The sequence below is a fragment of the Flavobacterium undicola genome (assembly GCF_009909155.2).
Taxonomy (GTDB): Bacteria; Bacteroidota; Bacteroidia; order Flavobacteriales; family Flavobacteriaceae; genus Flavobacterium; species Flavobacterium undicola.
Map to the genome: position 1 here is coordinate 69,215 of NZ_JAAAPM020000016.1, position 21,832 is coordinate 91,046.

The following is a 21,832-nucleotide window of genomic DNA, read 5'->3' on the forward strand; positions in this document are numbered from 1 at the left end:
TACTTTAAAATGAAAAAAATAGCCGTCTTTATTTTATTACTACTATCCTTTCAAGGACATTCACAGTCTAAAGGTATGTTCAGTAAAGACCCTATTATCAATTTGGAGAACTTTCAAAAACAACGTTTGTATTTTGGATACTATCTTGGTTTCAACTCATTCGATTTTAAAATTGATTATAAAACAGTAGGGCCAGATATCCAAGTGCAAAAAAGTACGGGATTTAATGTAGGCGTTGTTGCCGATTTAAAACTTCAGGAATACATTAACCTTCGTTTTGAACCGGGTTTATATTACACTAAAAGAACTCTAAATTATCCGAATTTCACTCGAGAAATAGATGCTTTACGAGATGTAAACAGTACTTATATCCATTTTCCTTTACTATTAAAATTTTCTTCATTGCGCACAGGAAACATTCGTCCCTATATTGTAGGCGGATTATCAACTACCTTAAATTTATCAGGAAATTCTAAAACGATGGACGATAATCTGCAACAAAAATTTAGGGTAAAACCTTGGAGTACTAGTTACGAATTAGGATTTGGAATCGATTTTTTTTCCGAATATTTCATATTCTCACCGTCTATACGTGGAAGTTTTGGACTTAAAGACGAACTCATTAGAGACAATGACCCTAACAGCCCTTGGACAAGCAATATAGAATCGCTTAAAAGTAGGGCAATCTTAATTAACTTTACTTTTCACTAAAATCTTAAGATAGATTTCGTTTAAATTCGCTCAAAATAATTGCTGTTGCAGTAGCCACATTCAAGCTTTCTGTTTTTTGTAAATCGCCAAAACGAGGAATCGAAATTCTATTTTTGATTAATTCTTCAATTGCTTCCGAAATACCATTCGCCTCATTTCCCATAATAATTATACCTTCTTGAGGCAAAGTGCTTTTATACACATTTTCGCCATCCATAAAAGTTCCAAATACAGGCAACTTAGTTTTCGAAATATATTCCACCAAATCAACATAAGCAACACGAACTCTGGCAATAGATCCCATAGTTGCCTGAACTACTTTAGGATTATAAATATCAACCGTTTCTTTAGAACAAATTACTTGTTTGATTCCAAACCAATCACACAAACGTAAAATAGTCCCTAAATTACCGGGATCTCTTATATCATCTAATGCGATAATCAAACCTGAGTTAATGATTTCTTTTTCTTCAGGAATTTTAAAAACGGCCAAACAACTATTAGGAGTTGCTAATGCGCTAATTTTTTTTAAATCATTCTCGTGGATTAATGATTTTTTACTTTCTAAAACCGATTCAAAATCATACTGAGTAGTGTACAAATGTTCTAATTCAAAATTAGATTGCAAAAGCTCTTGGATAACTTTTACACCTTCAGCAAAAAATAAATGATTGCTAATCCTATACTTTTTTTGCTGTAAACTAGTTATAAGTTTTATTTGGTTTTTACTAACCATAAAAATATGTACTTTTGAATTAAATATTATTAAACCTCTTGAAAAAAATTTCAACAAAAATATCACTATTTATTCTAATAGGAATAATTATATCCGCCTGTAACGCCGAAAAAAGAGTTCCAGACGGCAAACAACTCCTTATAAGCAATCAAATTTTGGTAAATGGTAAAAAAATCAATGACGACGATGTTCATAATCAATTGTACCAAAAGCCAAACAGCAACTTATTAGGTTACCGTTTACGATTGAACATTTACAATTTAGCTAATCTAAATCCAGACTCAACATACCGGGCTAAATTCATCAATCATCCCGGGAAATACGAACGAAAAGCGAAATGGCTTTCTGCCAAACAGGTGGATAGACTAGGAAAATCTTTTTTGTATAATGGAATTCATGATTTCTTAAAGAAAACGGGAGAAGCTCCCGTAATTATTGACACCTCAAAAACAAAAAAATCACTTTCAAGACTTAAATATTATTATTTCAACAATGGTTTTTTTAATGTCGAAGCTGACTACGAACACGATAGTATAAGCTTGAAAAGAGGAAAAATAAAATACAACATTACAACCCATAACGCTTATTTTCTTGATTCGATAAAAGCCACTATTAGCTCTCCTGCTTTAGATTCCTTGTATAATACCAACAAGGAAAAATCGTTTATTAAATCAGGGAATCAATATAAGACAACAGATTTCTCAGACGAGAAAAACCGCATTTCAAGCTATTTTAGAAATCATGGAGCTTACTATTTCCAACCCACCGCTATTGTCTTTGACATTGACACCATTGGTAAAAAACACAAAGCCAATGTAAATGTAAACATTGGCGATTACAACTACCAAGATCAGGATTCTACAAGAATCGAAACTTTTAAATTATACAAAATTAGCAGTGTCGATATCTACACCGATTATTCGCCTAATACAAGTAAACAAAACATTACCGACAGTATTTCCTATCAAAATTTCAACATATATAGTAGAGAAAAATTAAAGTATAGACCGCATGCAATAACTGACGCAATTTTTATTTCTAAAGGCTCTGTATTTGCTGATTATAAAACCGTATTAACTTCAAGATACCTTAGCAATCTTAAAGTATTTAATCCACCAAGCATTCAATATGAAGTAGATAAAAAAGATACACTCCATAATTCTTTGATTGCCAAAATCTATTTGACACCAAGAAAAAAGTATAGTTTTGGGTATGCCGCCGACTTCACACACTCTAATATTCAAGACATTGGGATTTCATTTAGTCCATCGCTTACTATTAGAAATATTTTTAATGGAGCCGAGACATTGGAAATTTCAGCAAGAGCCAACATTGGTTCATCGAAAGATTTGGCCAATCCAAACAACCAATTTTTCAACGTATCAGAATACGGAGTCGATATTAAACTGAATTTCCCTCGAATATTCATGCCTTTTTCTACAGAGAAAATCATCCCCAAAAGCATGATTCCATCTACATTAATAGGTATTGGTTATGCAACACAAAAAAATATTGGATTAGATAAAGAAAATTTCACAGGAACTTTTTCATATAATTGGACCCCAAAAAGAAATAATACTGCTCGTTTTGACCTTTTAAACATTCAATTTGTACGCAACTTAAATTCTGAAAACTATTTCAACGTTTATGGCTCATCTTACAATGCGCTTAACGAACTTGGAAAAACATACAACACTAATACCGATTATTTTAATGACGATGGCAATTTAATAATCGAATCGGGCACTAGCGGTTTCACCCAAGATGTTCTAGCTGGAAACCCTAATTTCGGACTATCTGACACTGATTTCAAAAAAGTAAAAAGCATCGAAGAAAGAAGAGTACGACTGACAGAAAACGATTTTATTCTGGCAACAAACTTTACTTTTAGCAAAACCACAAAAGCAGATTTAGCCGACAATACTTTTTATCTTTTTAAAACTAAAATAGAATCAGCGGGTTCATTATTGTCTTTGATTGCAAATACAACTAACCAACAATTAAATCAAAAAGGGAATCACGAAATATTCAATTTAGAATACTCCGAATACATTAAAACCGAATTTGATTACATCAAACATTGGGATTTAAACAAAGAAAAAGTACTGGCTGTACGAAGCTTTTTTGGTATTGCAATTCCTTTTGGCAATTCTGATTACATTCCTTTTTCCCGAAGTTATTTCTCAGGTGGTTCTAATGACAATCGTGCCTGGCAACCCTATAGTCTAGGGCCGGGAAGCAGCGGTGCAACCAACGACTTTAACGAGGCCAACATGAAAATTGCTCTTAGCGCTGAATTTCGATTTAAAATCTTAGGCGATTTAAAAGGAGCCTTATTTGCCGATGCAGGAAACATTTGGAATGTTTTCGACAATGTAACCGATGAAAAATCAACTTTTAACAATTTTGCTAGTTTAAAGGATATCGCTTTAGGTTCTGGATTGGGTCTTAGATATGATTTAAGCTTCTTTGTAGTTCGCTTTGATTTTGGTTTCAAAACCTACAATCCTGCTGATGAATCGGGTAAAAAATGGTTTAGAGATTACAACTTCGCGCACTCAGTTTTAAATTTTGGGATAAATTATCCGTTCTAATGCTAATAAATTCTTATTTTTGCGATCTAAAACTAAAATCTAACTAAAACAAAAAACAAAATGGGACACAACATTAAAGCTGGTGTAGCAACTGGTGATCAAGTACAAGAGATATTTAATTATGCCAAAGAAAAAGGTTTTGCACTTCCTGCTGTAAACGTTACAGGATCTAACACAATCAATGGTGTACTTGAAACAGCTGCAAAATTAAATGCCCCAGTTATTATCCAATTCTCAAACGGAGGAGCACAATTTAATGCGGGAAAAGGACTTTCTAATGCAGGAGAAAAATCAGCTATCGCTGGTGCGATTGCTGGAGCAAAAAGCATTCACGCTTTAGCAGAAGCTTACGGAGCAACTGTAATTTTACATACTGACCACTGTGCAAAAAAATTATTGCCTTGGATTGATGGTTTATTAGATGCTTCAGAAGAGCATTTTGCTGCAACTGGAAAATCATTATTCAGTTCTCACATGATTGACTTATCAGAAGAGCCAATTGAAGAAAACATCGAAATTTGCAAAACTTACCTAGAAAGAATGAGCAAAATTGGAATGACATTAGAAATCGAACTTGGAATTACAGGTGGTGAAGAAGATGGTGTTGACAACTCTGATGTTGATAGCTCAAAATTATACACACAACCAGAAGAAGTAGCTTATGCTTACGAAGAATTATCTAAAGTAAGTCCAAAGTTTACTATTGCTGCTGCTTTTGGAAACGTTCACGGTGTCTACAAACCAGGAAACGTAAAATTGACTCCAAAAATCTTGAAAAACTCTCAAGATTTCGTTCAAAACAAATTCAACACAGGACACAACCCAGTTGATTTTGTTTTCCACGGTGGATCAGGTTCTACTCTAGAGGAAATCAGAGAAGGAATTAGCTACGGTGTAATCAAAATGAACATTGATACTGATTTACAATTTGCTTTCACTGAAGGAATTCGTGATTTCATGGTTGACAATATTGATTACTTGAAAACTCAAATTGGTAACCCAACTGGTGCTGATGCTCCAAACAAAAAATATTACGACCCAAGAAAATGGTTACGTGAAGGAGAAGTAACTTTCAACACGAGACTTGAGCAAGCTTTTGCTGACTTGAACAACGTAAATACACTTTAAATTTTAGATTTCAGAATTTAGATTCTAGATTTCTAAAAGAAAGCCTAGAATCTAAATTTCAAATCAGATTGAAAAATCTAAACTTTAAAATCTACATTCTAAAATAAAAAAAATGGCTTGGTTTAAAAGACAAGAAAAAGGGATCACAACTCCTACCGAACAGAAAATGGACGTTCCAAAAGGACTTTGGTACAAATCTCCTACTGGAAAAATTATTGATGCCGAAGAACTGGAACGAAACTTATTTGTTAGCCCTGAAGATGGTTTTCACGTAAGAATAGGTAGTGCTACTTATTTTGAGATCTTATTCGATGACAATAAATTTACCGAATTAGATCCTAACATCACTTCTAAAGACCCTTTGCACTTTGTCGATACAAAGAAATATGCAGACCGTTTGAAAGATGTTATGGAAAAAACCAAACTGAAAGATGCTGTCCGTACTGGAGTTGGAAAATCTAAAGGGAAAGATGTTGTTATCTGCTGTATGGATTTTGCCTTCATCGGTGGTTCCATGGGAGCTGTTGTAGGGGAAAAAATCGCTAGAGGAATTGATCATGCTATCAAAAACAGATTCCCTTTTGTGATGATTTCGAAATCAGGAGGAGCCAGAATGATGGAAGCCGCTTATTCTTTAATGCAATTAGCCAAAACATCAGTAAAATTAGCCCAACTTTCTGAAGCGAAGCTACCTTACATTTCTTTGTGTACTGACCCAACAACTGGAGGAACAACTGCTTCTTACGCTATGTTAGGAGACATCAACATTGCTGAACCTGGTGCCTTAATTGGATTTGCCGGACCACGTGTTGTAAAAGACACTACTGGTAAAGATTTACCAGAAGGTTTTCAAACAGCTGAATTTCTTTTAGAGCATGGTTTCTTAGACTTTATAACTGCCAGAAAAGAATTAAAAGACAAGATTAACTTGTATATTGATTTGATTCAAAACAACGAAATTAGATAATTTTCGAATTGCTATAAATACAAAATCCCATCCCGATATCGGGATGGGATTTTTTTATTAATTATGATTCCAACAGAATAAATTCCGTTGCTACAAAATATTTCATTCCTACGGAATTTGATAATAAGATCGCTTCGCTTGTTCAGGTAAACCCTTAAGTCTTCCTTAATCGGAAAGACAAGTTTGCGGAAAAGTCTAAAATCTAAATTCTAAATTCTGCAATCTAAAATCACATCCCCGTTCTAATTGCCTCCACAGGATCTAGTCTTGAAGCAGAAATGGCTGGCAAAATTCCGGAAATCAATCCTATCATTCCGGCTAATCCAGTTCCCAAAAGAATATTTCCTAATCCTAAAACAAATTCAAAATCCAAAGCCTTGGTTAAACCAACAGCAATTCCCCAAACCAGTAACAATCCAATTATTCCTCCGATAACCGACAAAATAATCGCTTCGAATAAAAACTGAAAAAGGATAAATCTGTTTTTGGCACCTAATGATTTTTGAATCCCAATTAAATGCGTACGTTCTTTTACCGAAACAAACATAATATTAGCAATACCGAAACCGCCTACCAAAAGAGAAAAACCACTTATCACCCAGCCTCCTAATTTCATACTTCCAATAATTCCATCTATCAAATCAGTAAAACCCGAGAAAACATTAATAAAAAAATTATCGATCTCTCCTGCTTTCACTCCTCTATAGGCACGCAATTTTTGCGAAATCTCCGCCTTGTAAGCTCCCATATCCACGCCATCAACAGGCTTAAAAACAATAACATTGGTTAGCGAAGTATTATTATCCCCAAATTTTTGTCGGATAAAATTAACTGGAATAAATACTGCCGAATCGTTACTATCTCCAAAAAGTCCCGCTCCTTTTTTAGCCAAAACACCAATTACAGTAAAGCGCTGACCATAAAGCCTCACATTCTTCCCTATTGGATCAGTATTTTCAAATAAATTAGTAGCAATATCATTTCCTAATACAATAACCTTTGCTCCTGAATTAGCTTCTGACTCATTATAAAATCGTCCGTTTTGAAACTCAAGCCCTTGAATATCGATAAACTCATGCGAAACCGGAACAATATTTACATCACTCACCGTCTTGGAATCGTTTTTTATATTTTCTTTTTTCGTAAAAATCTGATAACCTAATTCAGCGGTACTGCCCATTGCTCCTTTTAGATAAATATATTCATCGTACTTCACATTAGGGAACTGCTCTCTTTTCCATTTCGGAATATCCGAAGGTCCAAACGAAAACTTCATCAGGTAAATCGTATTCTTATCCAGGCCACTTAAATCATTTGTAATTTTTCTATCTAATGAATCAACTGCTGCCAATACAGCAATGATAGAAAAGATTCCAATTGTTACCCCTAGCAGAGAAAGCAAGGTCCTTAATTTATTATTTCGCAGTGCATTGATAGCAAAAGCAAAACTTTCTTTCAATAATCGGAGATATAACAACATAAAAAACTATTTTAATAAGGTAAAATTCTGTAAATATTTTTCAAAAACCTAATATAAAACCCTTTTAACACAATAAAATACAGCTATTTCACTCAGATATAAAAAAAGTCAATTAAATCTAAATTATCTCATTTCTAGATAGCTAATTTTCACTTTAAAAAACTATTTTTGCATTTTATAATTTAAACTATACATGAGCACATCTAAAACAATTCAATCTGCATTAATTTCGGTTTTTTCGAAAGAAGGTCTTGAGCCTATTGTTAAATTATTACACAGTCAAAATGTTACTCTTTATTCGACAGGAGGAACAGAAGACTTTATAAAAAATTTAGGCATTCCTGTAGTACCAGTTGAAGAAGTTACTTCTTACCCATCAATCCTAGGAGGAAGAGTAAAAACATTACACCCAAAAGTTTTTGGAGGAATCTTGAACCGTCAAGACAATGAAAGTGATGTGCAACAAATGGAAGAATTCAACATTCCACAAATTGATTTAGTTATAGTTGATTTATATCCATTCGAAAAAACAGTAGCTTCTGGAGCTAGTGAATCTGATATTATTGAAAAAATTGATATTGGTGGAATTTCATTAATTCGTGCTGCTGCAAAAAATTTCAAAGACACTGTAATTGTAGCTTCGATGAATGAGTACAGCTTATTCTTAGACCTAATTACAAAACAAAACGGAGCAACAACTCTTGAAGATAGAAAATTATTAGCTACAAAAGCGTTCCACGTATCTTCTCATTACGATGGAGCTATTTTTAATTATTTCAATACTGACGAAACCATTTTCAAAGCTAGTATTGCTGATGGTCAAGTATTGCGTTACGGAGAAAATCCACACCAAAAAGGATTTTTCTTTGGAGATTTTGACGCGATGTTCAAAAAATTACACGGAAAAGAATTATCATACAACAATTTATTAGATGTTGACGCAGCAGTGAATTTGATTAACGAATTCAAAACTGACGGACCTACATTTGCCATATTAAAACACAACAATGCTTGTGGTTTAGCTTCAAGAAAAACAATTAGCGAAGCTTACTTAGCAGCATTAGCTTGCGACCCTACATCAGCCTTTGGAGGAGTATTAATTTCGAATACTACAATTGATGCAGCAACAGCAGCAGAAATCAACAAATTATTCTGTGAAGTTGTAATTGCTCCAGCATATGATGCAGAAGCGGTAACTATTTTACAAGAAAAGAAAAACAGAATCATTTTAGTTCAAAATGATATTGAATTACCACAAAAACAAGTTCGTACTTGTCTTAACGGATTGTTAATTCAAGAAAGAAACAACATTACAGACAATAAAAAAGACTTAACTACCGTTACCATTACAAGTCCAACAGAACAAGAAATTGAAGATTTAATTTTTGCTTCTAAGATTTGTAAAAACACCAAATCAAACACAATTGTTTTCGCTAAAAACGGAACCTTAATTTCATCTGGAACAGGTCAGACTTCAAGAGTAGATGCACTACAACAAGCTGTTGAAAAAGCAAAACATTTTGGATTTGATTTAACTGGAGCTTCTATGGCTAGCGATGCTTTCTTCCCATTCCCCGACTGTGTTGCTTTAGCAAAAGAAGCTGGAATCACAGCTGTAATTCAACCAGGCGGATCAATTAAAGATCAATTAAGCATTGACTATTGTAACGAAAATAATTTGGCAATGGTATTTACAGGAACACGTCATTTCAAACATTAATTTGTTTAACTTTGCGTGCTCCTAATTTTTAACTTTTAACCCCTAAAAATCGTATGGGATTTTTTGATTTCATGACCGAGGATATTGCGATAGATCTTGGTACCGCTAATACATTAATCATACATAATGATAAAGTTGTCATTGACAGCCCTTCTATAGTTGCCCGAAACCGAATAACAGGAAAAATTATTGCTGTTGGTAAAGAGGCAAACCTAATGCAAGGTAAAACGCATGAAAACATTAAAACCATTAGGCCTTTAAAGGATGGTGTAATTGCCGATTTTGATGCATCAGAACAAATGATAAAAATGTTTATCAACAGTATCCCTGCATTAAAAAAGAGAATGTTTACTCCTGCCTTAAGAATGGTGGTTTGTATTCCTTCTGGAATTACTGAAGTAGAGATGAGAGCCGTAAAGGAATCTTGTGAAAGAGTAAACGGAAAAGAAGTTTACTTGATCCATGAGCCAATGGCAGCTGCAATCGGTATTGGAATTGACATCATGCAACCAAAAGGAAACATGATTGTTGACATCGGAGGTGGTACAACTGAAATCGCTGTAATTGCTTTAGGTGGAATTGTATGTGATAAATCAGTAAAAATTGCCGGTGACGTTTTCACAAATGATATTGTATATTACATGCGTACTCAACACAACTTATTTGTTGGAGAAAGTACTGCTGAGAAAATAAAAATACAAATTGGTGCTGCCATTGAAGATTTAGAAACTCCTCCAGAAGACATGTCTGTTCAAGGTAGAGATTTACTAACTGGAAAACCAAAACAAGTTGATGTTTCTTATAGAGAAATTGCCAAAGCTTTAGATAAATCTATCCAAAGAATTGAAGATGCTGTAATGGAAACTTTATCTCAAACTCCTCCTGAATTAGCTGCCGATATTTACAACACAGGGATTTACCTTGCTGGTGGAGGTTCTATGCTTAGAGGATTAGACAAACGTATTTCTCAAAAAACAGACTTACCTGTTTACATTGCAGAAGATCCGTTAAGAGCTGTAGTTAGAGGAACTGGAATGGCGCTGAAAAACATTGGAAAATTTAAGAGTATCTTAATAAAATAAACTGTTTTCTGGAAAATGCATTTATAACTTAAATTATAAATACATTAGCATATCCTGAAATTAATAATCAAATAAAGAATGCAGCAAATATTTAACTTTATATTCAAAAACAGTAATCGATTACTGTTTTTGCTGTTATTATGCGTTTCGCTTTTGCTTACGATACAGTCTCATTCTTACCATAAAAGTAGAATCATCAGTTCTGCTAATTTTTTAACTGGCGGTGTTTATGAAAAAATAAACAACATAACTGAATATTTGAATCTTAAAACTGAAAACGATGCTTTGGCGCTTGAAAACGCAAGACTTAAAAGCATTATTTTCAACACTAAAGACACCACAACTATAGAAAAGCCACAAAACCTTAAAGGTGTGGCTCCAGAAGACATTGTAGTATCAAAAGTGATTCACAACTCCTACAACACTCATGAAAACTTCTTAACCTTGAATTCAGGTTCAAACGACGGAGTTAAATCAGACATGGGGGTAATTAACAGCTTAGGAATTGTGGGAATCATAGACCACACCTCTCCTAAATACTCAACTGTTGTTAGTATTTTAAATACTAAATCGCAGATTAATGCTAAAATCAAAAAATCAAATCATTTTGGTTCATTAACTTGGGATGGAAAAAGCACTGGATTTGTTCAATTACAAGATGTTCCTAGACTAGCTTCAGTAAGAAAAGGAGACACTATTGTAACTGGAGGGCAATCAGTTATCTTCCCAGAAAACATCAATATTGGAACAATTGATAAAGTTTTTAAAGATGAGGAAACTAATTATTACGTTTTAAATATTAAATTATTTAATGACATGACTAATTTAGGTCATGTATATATCATTAAAAGTAAAGACAGAGACGAAGTTAATAATTTAGAAAAAGGAAATAAAAAAGATGAATAGCAGTTTGTTAGTCAATATTTTAAGGTTTATTTTACTATTAACCCTTCAAATTGTCATATTCAACAACATGACTTTTTTAGGCTTTATACTACCATTGCCTTATATCCTTTTCATAATTTTATATCCGGTAAATTCTAACAAATCAGCTTTATTATTCAGCAGTTTTTTACTTGGATTAACAATGGATTTCTTCTCAAATTCTGGTGGAATTCACGCCACAGCTTGTGTAATATTGGCCTTCTACAGACCCTATCTTTTTAAATTTGCATTTGGTGTCAGTTACGAATACCAAACCATAAAGTTAAATGAAGCATTAACTCCCGAAAGATTTTCATTCATACTTCTAGCAGTAATAATACATCATTTTACGTTATTTATATTAGAAGCCTTCCAGGTTAGTTTTATATTTGACATTCTAATTAGAACTTTACTAAGTACTATATTTACAATCATTAGTTGCATTATAATAATATATCTTATTAAGCCAAACAAACGATGAGAAAACTTCTGCTGCCTTCTATCATTATTGTCGCAGCATCCTTGCTACTAATTCGGATTTTTTATTTGCAGGTAATCAACGATACTTTCAAATTGAAATCAGAGAACAACGCTATTAAAATACAATACGAATATCCCGAAAGAGGCTATATTTACGATAGAAACGGAACTCTTTTAGTAGCCAACCAGGCTTCTTATGATATTATGGTAATTCCAAGGGACATAAAAAACTTAGACACCTTAGAATTTTGCCAGTTATTAGATATTACCAAAGAAGATTTTTTAACCAAAATAGCTAAAGCTAAAATTTACAGTCCGCGTCTGCCTTCGGTTTTTTTATCTCAGTTAAACAAAAGTGAGTACGCTGCCTTTCAGGAAAAAATCAGAAAGTTTGAAGGTTTTTATGTCCAAAAACGTTCCCTTCGTGATTACGAGGTAGATTTTGGTGCAAATATTTTTGGCTTCATCACTCAGGTAAACGATAAAATAATTGAAAAGAAACCTTATTACAAAAGTGGTGATTTAATAGGACGACAAGGTGTTGAAGAATACTACGAAGAAATTTTACGCGGAATAAAAGGAGTTAAATATTTCCAAAAAGACAAGTACAACCGCGAAATAGGCTCTTACAAAAACGGAAAATACGATACCATTGCCGTACAGGGTGAAGACATCAACCTTACTATTGATGCCGAAATTCAACGCTATGGCGAACAATTAATGATCAATAAAAGAGGTGGAATTGTAGCGATAGAACCTAAAACAGGAGAAATTCTAGCTTTAGTTACCGCTCCATCTTATGATCCCGGAATTTTAGTTGGTAGACAGCGTTCTAAAAACTATACTTTACTATATCATGATTCAATTGCAAAGCCTTTATATGATAGAGGTTTACTTGCTGAATACCCTCCTGGTTCACCTTTTAAACTCCTTACAGGTTTAGTAGCGCTTCAAGAAGGCGCCATCGATGAGCAAACTACCGTTTTTTGCCACCATGGTTTTAGTTATGCCAGGGGACGGTTTATGAGATGCCACTGTCATGGAGGTGCTTTACAATTGCATCGTGGTATATACGAATCTTGTAATGCTTACTTTGGAACAGCTTACATGCGAACCATTAATAAATATGTAAAACCTTCTTATGCTGTTGACGTTTGGAGCAGCCACGTTAAAAGTTTTGGTCTTGGTCAATTTATGGGCTATGATTTACCAACTGGTAAAAGAGGAAGCATTCCGACTTCAAAAACCTACAAACGTATTTATCCTAACGGAGGCTGGAGAAGCACCGCCATTGTTTCTAATGCTATTGGACAGGGTGAAGTTTTAGCAACTCCAATTCAGCTAGCTAATATGATGGCTACGATTGCTAACCAAGGTTATTATTACACTCCACATATCATTAAGACAATAAAAGGAGAAAAAATTGATCCAAAATTCAAAGTTAAACACGAAACCACTATTGATAAAAAATATTTCACACCTATTATAAGTGGATTATTTGATGTGTTCAACTTAGGAACTGCAAGAGGACTTAGAGTCGACGGAATTGATATTTGTGGAAAAACAGGAACAGCAGAAAACTTTGCGAAAATTGGAGGTAAAAAAGTACAATTAGAAGATCACTCTATTTTTGTGGCCTTTGCACCAAAAGACAATCCAAAAATTGCTATTGCAGTTCTGGTTGAAAACGGAGGATTTGGAGCTTCGATAGCAGGCCCAATAGCAAGTTTGATGATTGAAAAATATTTGAGAAAAAAAATTACCAGAACCGATTTAGAAAAAAGAATTCTTGAGAAAAGCTTAAGAGATGAATATGCTAAATTAGGCGGAATGAAAGAAGCAAGCGCTATTGAAACTACTCCAAAAGACTCGATACGCAAATACAACGAGGTAAAAACCAATAGTGAGGTTAAAACAAATTCGGCAATAGATACTACTAAGAAAAAAATTAATTAAGAGATTCATTTACTAATGAAAAATCAAAGTGTAAAGAAAAATATTGACTGGATATGTGTTATCATTTATAGCAGCTTAGTGATATTAGGATGGTTAAATATCTATTCTTCGTCGCTATCGTCTATTGAAGATACTTACCAAAAGCAATTGATATTTATTGCATTGACAATTCCTTTGATTTTTTTGATTGTTGCAGTAGATGGGAAATTTTATGAAAAATATGCCAGTATCATTTTCGGAGTTTCATTATTATCTTTAATGGGATTATTTGTTTTTGGTAAAACTATTGCCGGCCAACGTTGTTGGTATGCCATAGGAAGCTTTACATTACAACCCTCAGAATTCGCAAAAGCAGCTACTTCATTGGCTTTAGCCAAATATTTAAGTGATTCTCAAATTAATTTAAAAGACGTAAACAGACAAATTCAGGCATTAGCTATTGTATTCCTGCCTGTAATGCTCATCTTGCCACAACCCGACCCTGGAAGTGCGCTTATTTATAGTATTTTCTTAGTTGTTTTATACCGCGAAGGCTTGCCAGCTTGGTACATCTGGACTGGATTTATTGCCATTACATTATTTGTATTCACACTGATATTCGAACCACAGTATGTCATATTAATGGCTTTATTAACTATAATTATTGTCTATTTCAAATCCAGATTAGGCGATAGAAATATTGTAGGAAGTAGTATTTTGTTTGTACTTATTTCAGGCTTTGTGTTATCAGTAAATTATGTTTTTGAACATGTTTTTAAACAACACCACAGAGACCGTTTTAACATCTTACTGGGTAAAACAGTAGATTTAAAAGGAATTGGTTATAATACAAATCAATCTGAAATCGCAATTGGATCAGGTGGTTTATTTGGAAAAGGCTTTCTCGAAGGAACACAAACTAAGGGAGGTTTTGTACCTGAACAACACACTGATTACATCTTTACTACTGTAGGTGAAGAATGGGGTTTTATAGGGTCACTAATTGTAATTGGCTTATTTGTAACCTTATTTTTAAGACTTATTTTCCTTGCCGAGAGACAAAAAACAAAATTCAGTAGAGTATATGGCTATTGTACCGCTGGAATTTTATTTACACACTTTTTTGTAAATATCGCCATGGTTAGTGGAATTTTTCCAACTATTGGAGTACCACTGCCTTTCTTCTCGTATGGGGGTTCCGGTTTATGGGGATTTACGATTTTACTTTTTATATTCCTTAAAATGGATGCCAATAAAGTAAACGAATGGTAATATTATCTATTAAAAATATCTCGAAATTGATACAATAATCTTTCTATCAATCTTAAATCTTCAGTAACAATCTCTGCTGTTCCTGACATCTCTTGTTGAAAAATGATTTGTTTATTATATGAAGTTTCAAGTGCATTAGGGAACGAAACATCAATAAATAAATTACCTTCTTTGTCAGGTATCAGGGAAATAGTTTTTACAATCCCTTTCAACATTCCAAATTCCCTATCTGGATAATTAACAAGTCTAATATTTATTTCTTGTCCTGTTCTTATTTTTCCTGAGTTGAGGGAAGGAGCCTTTAGCTTACCAATATATCCTCTCTCTTTATCTGGAATAATTTCAAATACATTTTATCTAAACGTACGGATGTATACTAATATTTAAATATATCCTTAAACTTATAAAATAATCTCTGAGCTACGCTCAGATCTTCAGTTATAATTTCAGCATTCCCTATAAGCTCCTGTTTAAAGGGCAGTTCTCGCTTATATGAAGTCTTAGTACCATTAGGGAGTGAAACATAAACAAAGTATTTCCCTTCTTTATCAGGTGACACAGATATGCTCTCTACTTTACCAATCAACATTCCATACTGCTGGTATGAGTAGTTATCTAGTTTTATGAAAACTTTTTGTCCTATAACAACTTTTCCAGAATTCTGAGCAGGAAGTACTAACTTACCTACTAAATTAGATATATTTATAGGTAAAATAGAAAATACGATACTGCCTGTAGAAACAAATTGATTTGCTCCCCAATATTCTTGAAAACTAATAGTCCCTTGGATAGATGATTTTAACACATAGGTATATTCCCAATTTCGAATAGCTTCTTTAAGCAAATCATAAGATTGAGTCATATTTCGTAAGAATCTAGTGTTATCTTCCTGTTCATTTATATGAGTTTTGTTAACCGTTTGATTTGCAGACGTAATAGCCTCTCGCATTTGAGAAATAGAAATAGCCATTATGCTGATGTTTTTCTGTATTTGTATGTATCCTAGTTCTTTTAACTCATAATCTTGTTGGGATATTATACCTTTTTCAAATAGATGCTCATATCTTTTGAATTCATTCTTTTTTAATAAAAGTTCTTGCTCTAAAAGTCCTTTTTGAATAATTTGATTTTTAAGACGTATTTTAATCTCTTCAAGGGAAGTTTTATTTCCTATCAACTGATTTGAATAAGGATCAAGATTTTTTAGCAAATAATAATCGGTATAACTTTTTTCAAAATTTATGTAAGCTGAGCTAATATCTCCTAAAACTAGATGCGATGTCTTATCAAAAGGAAACTTGAAATATTTAAAGTTAAGAGGGTGTGCATTTATAATGTCTTTTAAAAGATATACATCTTTATAGTTTGCAGTATTTTTGAATATAGCTAACTTTTGATTTATTTGTACCGTATCTCTATTCTTTATAAAAATTTTATCTAGTTGGGCAGAATGTCTAGATATTATCTTTTCTGTTGGTTTTTTTGTTGTAACTAGTACTTTTGATTCAACAAAATCTGGATATCTAATCAAGAAAGATAAAATAAGAATAACACAAATAAACATAAAAATAAGTGTTATACCCCAACGCACAATCCATATTGGTGGATTTGATAATATCTCCTGTACTTCCTCTGACCTTAAATCTAAATTATCTTGTTTTATTTTTTTAGACATTTGCAACACTACTTAATTTTTCTAACTCTAACTGGTTTCTAACTAAATTATAATATGCGCCATTAAGTTCTAGCAATTCATGATGTTTTCCATATTCAATAACTTTGCCATCATCTAGAACTACAATTTGGTCTGCATTTTTAACTGTACTTAAACGATGTGCAATAATAACAACAGTTTTATCTTTAAAAAAACTGTTTAAATTTTCCATAATAACACGTTCGTTTTTTGCATCTAAAGCAGAAGTTGCCTCATCAAAAAACAAAATATCTGGATTTTTATAGATTGCTCTAGCCATAAATAATCGCTGTTTTTGACCTGTACTAATACCGATACCCTCGTTCCCAATTTTTGTATTAAAGCCAAGAGGTAATGATTGAATAAAATCATAAATATTTGCAGTTTTGGTAGCCTTGATTAAGCGTTCTTGATCTATGGTATCTTCACCAATCGCAATATTAAACGCAATGGTATCATTAAATACATAACCTTCTTGCATCACTACACCACAATTAGAACGCCATGCTTTATGAGATATAGCATTTAGATAGTGTTCACCATACAAAATATTTCCTTTCTCAATATCATAAAACTTCAATAGTATTTTCATTAATGTTGTTTTTCCACTTCCACTAGCCCCCACAATAGCTGTAATTTTGTTAGCAGGAATATGTATACTTAAGCCTTTTATAACATTTTCATCATTTCCTAAATATCTAAATGTAATATCTTTAATGTCTATATTTTGGTTTGGTTTGATGTTTGATAATAATTGCTTCTCTTCGTTTTCTTCATCTTTTTTGTCATGAATCTCACCTAACCGTTCTAAACTTATTTTAGCATCTTGTGTGGCTTGTATAAATCCTACTAGTTGTTCTATAGGACTATTTAGCTGTCCAATAATGTATTGAATAGAGAGCATCATTCCTAATGTAATAGAACCTTCAATAACTAAGAGTGCTGATGTAAAGGTTATAAAAATGTTCTTTAATTGATTAATGAAAGAAGAGCCAACCTCTTGAGTTTGACTAAGGACTAAACTTTCCATAGATACTTTAAACATGCGGGCTTGTAAATATTCCCATTTCCAACGCTTTTGCTTTTCAGCATTATTCATTTTTATTTCTTGCATTCCATTAATAAGCTCAATGACCACACTTTGTTCTTGACTTGATACAGAGAAGCGTTTATAATCTAACTCTTTACGTCTTTTTAAGAAAAACAAAATCCAAGCAACATATACAATACTTCCTAAAGCAAATATAAAAAAGATTTTAAGGCTGTAATGAACGAGTACTAGACCAAAGACCAATAAATTCACCATAGAAAAAAGCGTATTTAGTGCAGAACCTGTCAATAAACTTTTTATGCGACCATGGTCATTTATACGTTGCATAATATCACCCGTCATGCGGGTATCAAAATAAGCAATGGGAAGATTCATAAGTTTAATAAAAAAATCAGAAACCAGCGAGATATTAATTCGAGTGCTTAAATGGAGCATAATCCAGCTTCTAAAAATACGGACACTAATTTGTCCTAGAAACAACATAACTTGTGCTATTAAAACCATATAAATAAAATCGATGTCCTGATTTTGTATTCCTACATCAACAATACTTTGAGTTAAAAACGGAAAGATGAGTTGTAACATACTTCCAACTACTAAACCTATAACCAATTGCAGAAGTAATTTTTTGTATTTAAACAAGTACTGAAATAAAAATCGAAATGACTTTTTATCGATTTCATTCCAATCTAGCTGTTTAAATTTTGGCGTAAGTTCTAATAGTAATGTGATGCCTTCTTTTGTGTTTTCTGTAGCATTACTACCAATCCATCGTTGAATAAACTCGTCTTTTTTATAAGAGATTAAACCATAAGAAGGGTCTGACATATATACAATATCTTTCTTAATGTTATACACTACCACAAAATGATTTTTATTCCAATGTACAATTAGTGGAAATGGTGCCTCTTTTAATTTTTGATAATCAATTTTAATCCCTAATGATTTAAACCCAATAGCTTCAGCAGCATCACTTAATTTTAATAAATTACTGCCTGCTCTAGTGGTTTCCGAAAGGTCTCGTATTTCTTGTAAAGAAATTAATTTGCCATAATGTTTTGCTATTATGCGTAAACAAGTAGGGCCACAATCTTTGGAGTCTGGTTGCTTATAAAAGGGGAATGTTTTTTTCAAATTAAATGTATATCATTTTTAATTTATATAAAGGTCTTATATCTAACAGATATTTAGTCTTTTTCTAAGCTCATATAATTATTTTATTATACTTCACAATACTACAGGAGTGAATCTATTAAGAGTAAGGTTAGCCTAGTTTTAGACAAAAAAAGATATTGTTATCTCCTAAACATTGTATACTTTTAGATTTTGTTATTATAATACTTCTTTTAAATCTTCTATACTATATTCCTTAGGTAACTCATATCCATTAATAAAAATAGTCGGTGTGGCAATTATATTTTCAGAATCACACCAAACACGCATAGCTTCAATTTTATCGTCTTGTTGTTTTAATTCATCTTCAATAGGATATCTACTAGCAAACTTCTCATAATCTTTTTGTTCTACCATATACCAATCATCTAATGCTTTTTGTGTTTTACTTTTATCTCCTTGAGCATCAATGGCTAAAAAATGACTTACTGGTCTAGCTTTTATATCTTTACCATCAGTACTAGCTGTAAAGAGTATTTGTAAATTTATCTTTCCTGCATTTAACAAATTATCCAAAATGGGATGAGCTTTAGCACAGGGGCCACAAAAGGGGTTACACACTTTTATTACATTGTATTTTGCAGTTTCATTATACATAGAAATCCCTAAGCCTTGTGAACTAGTCTCTATCTTTCTAGATTTCTTTAATAATCCTTCTAATACGTCTGGGTTATTCTTTATTTTTTTGAAACTTCGTTTATGTATATTTACTTCTTTTTCCCGCTGTAAGAGTGGTTTAATTATTTTCCAAGCCAGTATGGACATCAAAACCAGTGCTAATAATAAAGGAAGCGTTTCTATACTTAAATTATTTGCTTTGTAAAATTTTCCAAAAAAAACAATAACAATTTCTGCAACTAAAGCACCTTGTATAACTATACAAAATTTACACCATTGTTTAATAACAAATGCTTGGTAATAAGCAGAAATAACTATTACAGGTAAAGTAATAAAACTAAACAGACCTAAAACAGATAATGATATAACAGAAAAACTACAAATTATTAAATAGATGAATGTCCCGAAAAAATAGGAAAAACCTAAGATACTTAAACTTAGAGTACCATTAAGCAGTTTTGCGTATTTGGAAGTTAAAACAGAGTTACAGTTAATTTTTTCACTACCACCTGAGCAAAAATTTTGTAATGTGGGATTGTATTGATCTACTTCAAACCATAAAAGTAAGACTCCTACAGTAAGCCCAATTAATTTTAAAATGATATAAGCAATTATATACAATCTTGAAGAAAAAGTAACCGCTACATTTGCATTTAAAAAAGATAATATTATCCAACTAAGTAAAAACAAGATGACACTCCCTTTTAGGATATTTAATAGTTTTTTTTCTACTAGTTTTTTTTCAATATCTACTTCTTTTGAATCTTCTGATGTTTCAACTAATAAGCAAACACCTGTCCACTTTTTAAAGAAATCTTCTTTTGGTGTTTTAACCAATTTATTTTGATCATCATAATAGATAATTTTATCGACAAGTATATCTTGTAATACGAAAAACAAAGGAACTCCATGTTCATTTACCTGGACAACGCAAGGCAAAGGCATTTTATTTAGTTTCTCAGCATCAATTTTTACTGCTAGAGTTTCTATATTGTATTTCTCTAATGTATCTGAAACTGCTAATAAACTAGGATGCTCGGGGTGAGAAAAAATCTTATCCTCTAAATATGTCTTAGTATTTTTAACGTTAAGTAATCTTAATAGCTGTTTTGTGACATTTACACAATTATCCATATAAAAAAATAAATAGATTAATAATTGATTTATTTTCAAATGTAGGAATTGGTTTTAATATATCATAGTCTTAAAGTGTTAAATCATCATAAAAATCTGATTTTTTTAATAAATACCCAGTATATCTGTATTTAAATTGAGCCCATTTTTAAAAATTAAAAAAATAATCAATTCTTAACAAATAAGAAAACTGTCTAAAAGCTAATTCCATTAATTCTAGGTATATGTCATAAATATTTGTATCCTGCCAATCTGATCTTCAATTTTTTTTTGCAATTTCGTTGAATTTGAATATTTCATACTTGATAGAAAGTATTCATATTAAAAGAGAAATTGAATGTTTTCCTTGTAGTTGGCAAGCGAGGAGTAACTAAATATTGCTTTCGAAAGGATAAATATTATTTTATGAATTGCTCAGGTTAAAACAATAAAATTCCATCTTCTATTAATTTAAAATCCCATTAATATTTTTATTTTTTTAGTCCATTTCATAATTCAATACTATTACAATCAGACAATCATCTGAAATTTAACACCGTAGTATTTTACTATAATTCATTTATTAAGGAAAATTACTAGGTTTATTAAAAATAAAATTTATATTTGTAATAAAACACTTTCATTAGATTTAACCAATGATACAGCAAGAAACTATAATATTTATCATTCCGTTGTAAAAAACGAAATGAAACAGAAGAAGTATATCAACAATGTTTTTTAAGGATTTATATTCCTTTACATCAACATTTGTTGTCATTAGTTATTGATCAGATTAGATACAATAATAGATTTAAAACATTTTTTTTTAACATTAATAAGGAAAGGAGGTAAACGGGGAAATAAAATAAATAACAAAATTGTTTATCCTGCTAGGCAGAAGACAACAACAAAGACCTTTCTTCGAAAACGTTTGGGAGAGGTTAAGAAAAATGAAATAGTAGAAGTATTCAACTTTAAGTTGGTTATTTCGTAATTAAAGTAATTAAAAAAAAATCATGAAAAAAATTAAATTAAATTTAATCAAGGTAGATGAGATTCTATCTCGAGATCAGTTGAAGCTTGTGGTTGGTAGTGGTGGTAGTTTTGGACAGTCATGTACAAGTGATTTTGATTGTTGGAATAGTTCAGGCGGAA

At 32.1% G+C, this 21,832-nt stretch carries 16 protein-coding genes; 10 read left to right on the forward strand and 6 right to left on the reverse strand.

The genetic code is table 11. From position 1 onward, the window contains the following. Nucleotides 1-9: 9 nt before the first annotated feature. Entirely contained in the window at nucleotides 10-711 is a 702-nt protein-coding gene (porT, locus tag GTZ96_RS10855) for a type IX secretion/gliding motility protein PorT/SprT (RefSeq protein WP_161643957.1), read from the forward strand. A 4-nt stretch (nucleotides 712-715) separates the two neighbouring features. Here the strand turns inward: porT and GTZ96_RS10860 are convergent, their stop codons facing one another. Beyond that, the gene (locus GTZ96_RS10860; protein ID WP_161643958.1) at nucleotides 716-1,447 is read right to left on the reverse strand and encodes a TrmH family RNA methyltransferase; all 732 of its coding nucleotides are present in this window, start codon (nucleotides 1,445-1,447) and stop codon (nucleotides 716-718) included. Nucleotides 1,448-1,485: 38 nt separating this feature from the next. Here GTZ96_RS10860 and tamL point away from each other — a divergent pair, with 38 nt between their 5' ends. From tamL to accD, 3 genes are all read left to right on the forward strand, one after another. After that, the gene (gene tamL, locus GTZ96_RS10865; protein ID WP_161643959.1) at nucleotides 1,486-4,041 is read left to right on the forward strand and encodes a translocation and assembly module lipoprotein TamL; all 2,556 of its coding nucleotides are present in this window, start codon (nucleotides 1,486-1,488) and stop codon (nucleotides 4,039-4,041) included. Nucleotides 4,042-4,101: 60 nt separating this feature from the next. Next, entirely contained in the window at nucleotides 4,102-5,169 is a 1,068-nt protein-coding gene (gene fbaA, locus GTZ96_RS10870; protein WP_161643960.1) for a class II fructose-bisphosphate aldolase, read from the forward strand. 112 nt (nucleotides 5,170-5,281) lie between these two features. Further along, nucleotides 5,282-6,136, forward strand: a complete 855-nt coding sequence (accD, locus tag GTZ96_RS10875) for an acetyl-CoA carboxylase, carboxyltransferase subunit beta (RefSeq protein ID WP_161643961.1) — start codon at nucleotides 5,282-5,284, stop codon at nucleotides 6,134-6,136. 229 nt (nucleotides 6,137-6,365) lie between these two features. Here accD and GTZ96_RS10880 read toward each other — a convergent pair whose 3' ends face one another. Continuing rightward, complete coding sequence (locus GTZ96_RS10880; RefSeq protein ID WP_161643962.1) at nucleotides 6,366-7,616, reverse strand: ABC transporter permease; 1,251 nt, start codon at nucleotides 7,614-7,616, stop codon at nucleotides 6,366-6,368. A gap of 193 nt (nucleotides 7,617-7,809) precedes the next feature. Here GTZ96_RS10880 and purH point away from each other — a divergent pair, with 193 nt between their 5' ends. The 6 genes from purH to rodA all read left to right on the forward strand — a co-directional run bounded on the left by purH (nucleotide 7,810) and on the right by rodA (nucleotide 15,029). After that, complete coding sequence (purH, locus tag GTZ96_RS10885) at nucleotides 7,810-9,336, forward strand: bifunctional phosphoribosylaminoimidazolecarboxamide formyltransferase/IMP cyclohydrolase (protein ID WP_161643963.1); 1,527 nt, start codon at nucleotides 7,810-7,812, stop codon at nucleotides 9,334-9,336. A 53-nt stretch (nucleotides 9,337-9,389) separates the two neighbouring features. Beyond that, nucleotides 9,390-10,418 (forward strand): rod shape-determining protein, encoded by a 1,029-nt coding sequence (locus GTZ96_RS10890; protein WP_026712801.1) that lies wholly within the window; start codon nucleotides 9,390-9,392, stop codon nucleotides 10,416-10,418. Nucleotides 10,419-10,496: 78 nt separating this feature from the next. Continuing rightward, nucleotides 10,497-11,324, forward strand: a complete 828-nt coding sequence (mreC, locus tag GTZ96_RS10895) for a rod shape-determining protein MreC (RefSeq protein WP_161643964.1) — start codon at nucleotides 10,497-10,499, stop codon at nucleotides 11,322-11,324. After that, entirely contained in the window at nucleotides 11,317-11,823 is a 507-nt protein-coding gene (locus GTZ96_RS18320) for a rod shape-determining protein MreD (protein ID WP_161643965.1), read from the forward strand. Before mreC ends, GTZ96_RS18320 begins: the two co-directional genes overlap by 8 nt. Beyond that, nucleotides 11,820-13,778, forward strand: a complete 1,959-nt coding sequence (gene mrdA / locus GTZ96_RS10900) for a penicillin-binding protein 2 (protein WP_161643966.1) — start codon at nucleotides 11,820-11,822, stop codon at nucleotides 13,776-13,778. The genes GTZ96_RS18320 and mrdA overlap by 4 nt, the downstream gene beginning before the upstream one ends. Nucleotides 13,779-13,793: 15 nt before the next feature. Next, nucleotides 13,794-15,029: a rod shape-determining protein RodA gene (rodA, locus tag GTZ96_RS10905; protein ID WP_161643967.1), complete on the forward strand. Its 1,236-nt coding sequence runs from the start codon at nucleotides 13,794-13,796 to the stop codon at nucleotides 15,027-15,029. Nucleotides 15,030-15,031: 2 nt separating this feature from the next. Here the strand turns inward: rodA and GTZ96_RS18425 are convergent, their stop codons facing one another. From GTZ96_RS18425 to GTZ96_RS10925, 4 genes are all read right to left on the reverse strand, one after another. Next, nucleotides 15,032-15,244 carry a hypothetical protein gene (locus GTZ96_RS18425; protein WP_317168900.1) on the reverse strand — a complete coding sequence of 71 codons (213 nt, stop codon included), beginning with the start codon at nucleotides 15,242-15,244 and terminating at the stop codon, nucleotides 15,032-15,034. Nucleotides 15,245-15,405: 161 nt separating this feature from the next. Continuing rightward, a complete protein-coding gene (locus tag GTZ96_RS10915; RefSeq protein ID WP_161643968.1) occupies nucleotides 15,406-16,704 on the reverse strand; it encodes an HlyD family efflux transporter periplasmic adaptor subunit in 1,299 nt (432 codons plus the stop codon). Continuing rightward, the gene (locus GTZ96_RS10920) at nucleotides 16,697-18,907 is read right to left on the reverse strand and encodes a peptidase domain-containing ABC transporter (protein WP_161643969.1); all 2,211 of its coding nucleotides are present in this window, start codon (nucleotides 18,905-18,907) and stop codon (nucleotides 16,697-16,699) included. The genes GTZ96_RS10915 and GTZ96_RS10920 overlap by 8 nt, the downstream gene beginning before the upstream one ends. A gap of 198 nt (nucleotides 18,908-19,105) precedes the next feature. Continuing rightward, nucleotides 19,106-20,737, reverse strand: coding sequence for a vitamin K epoxide reductase family protein (locus tag GTZ96_RS10925; RefSeq protein ID WP_161643970.1), 1,632 nt, complete (start codon nucleotides 20,735-20,737; stop codon nucleotides 19,106-19,108). Nucleotides 20,738-21,832: the final 1,095 nt, after the last annotated feature.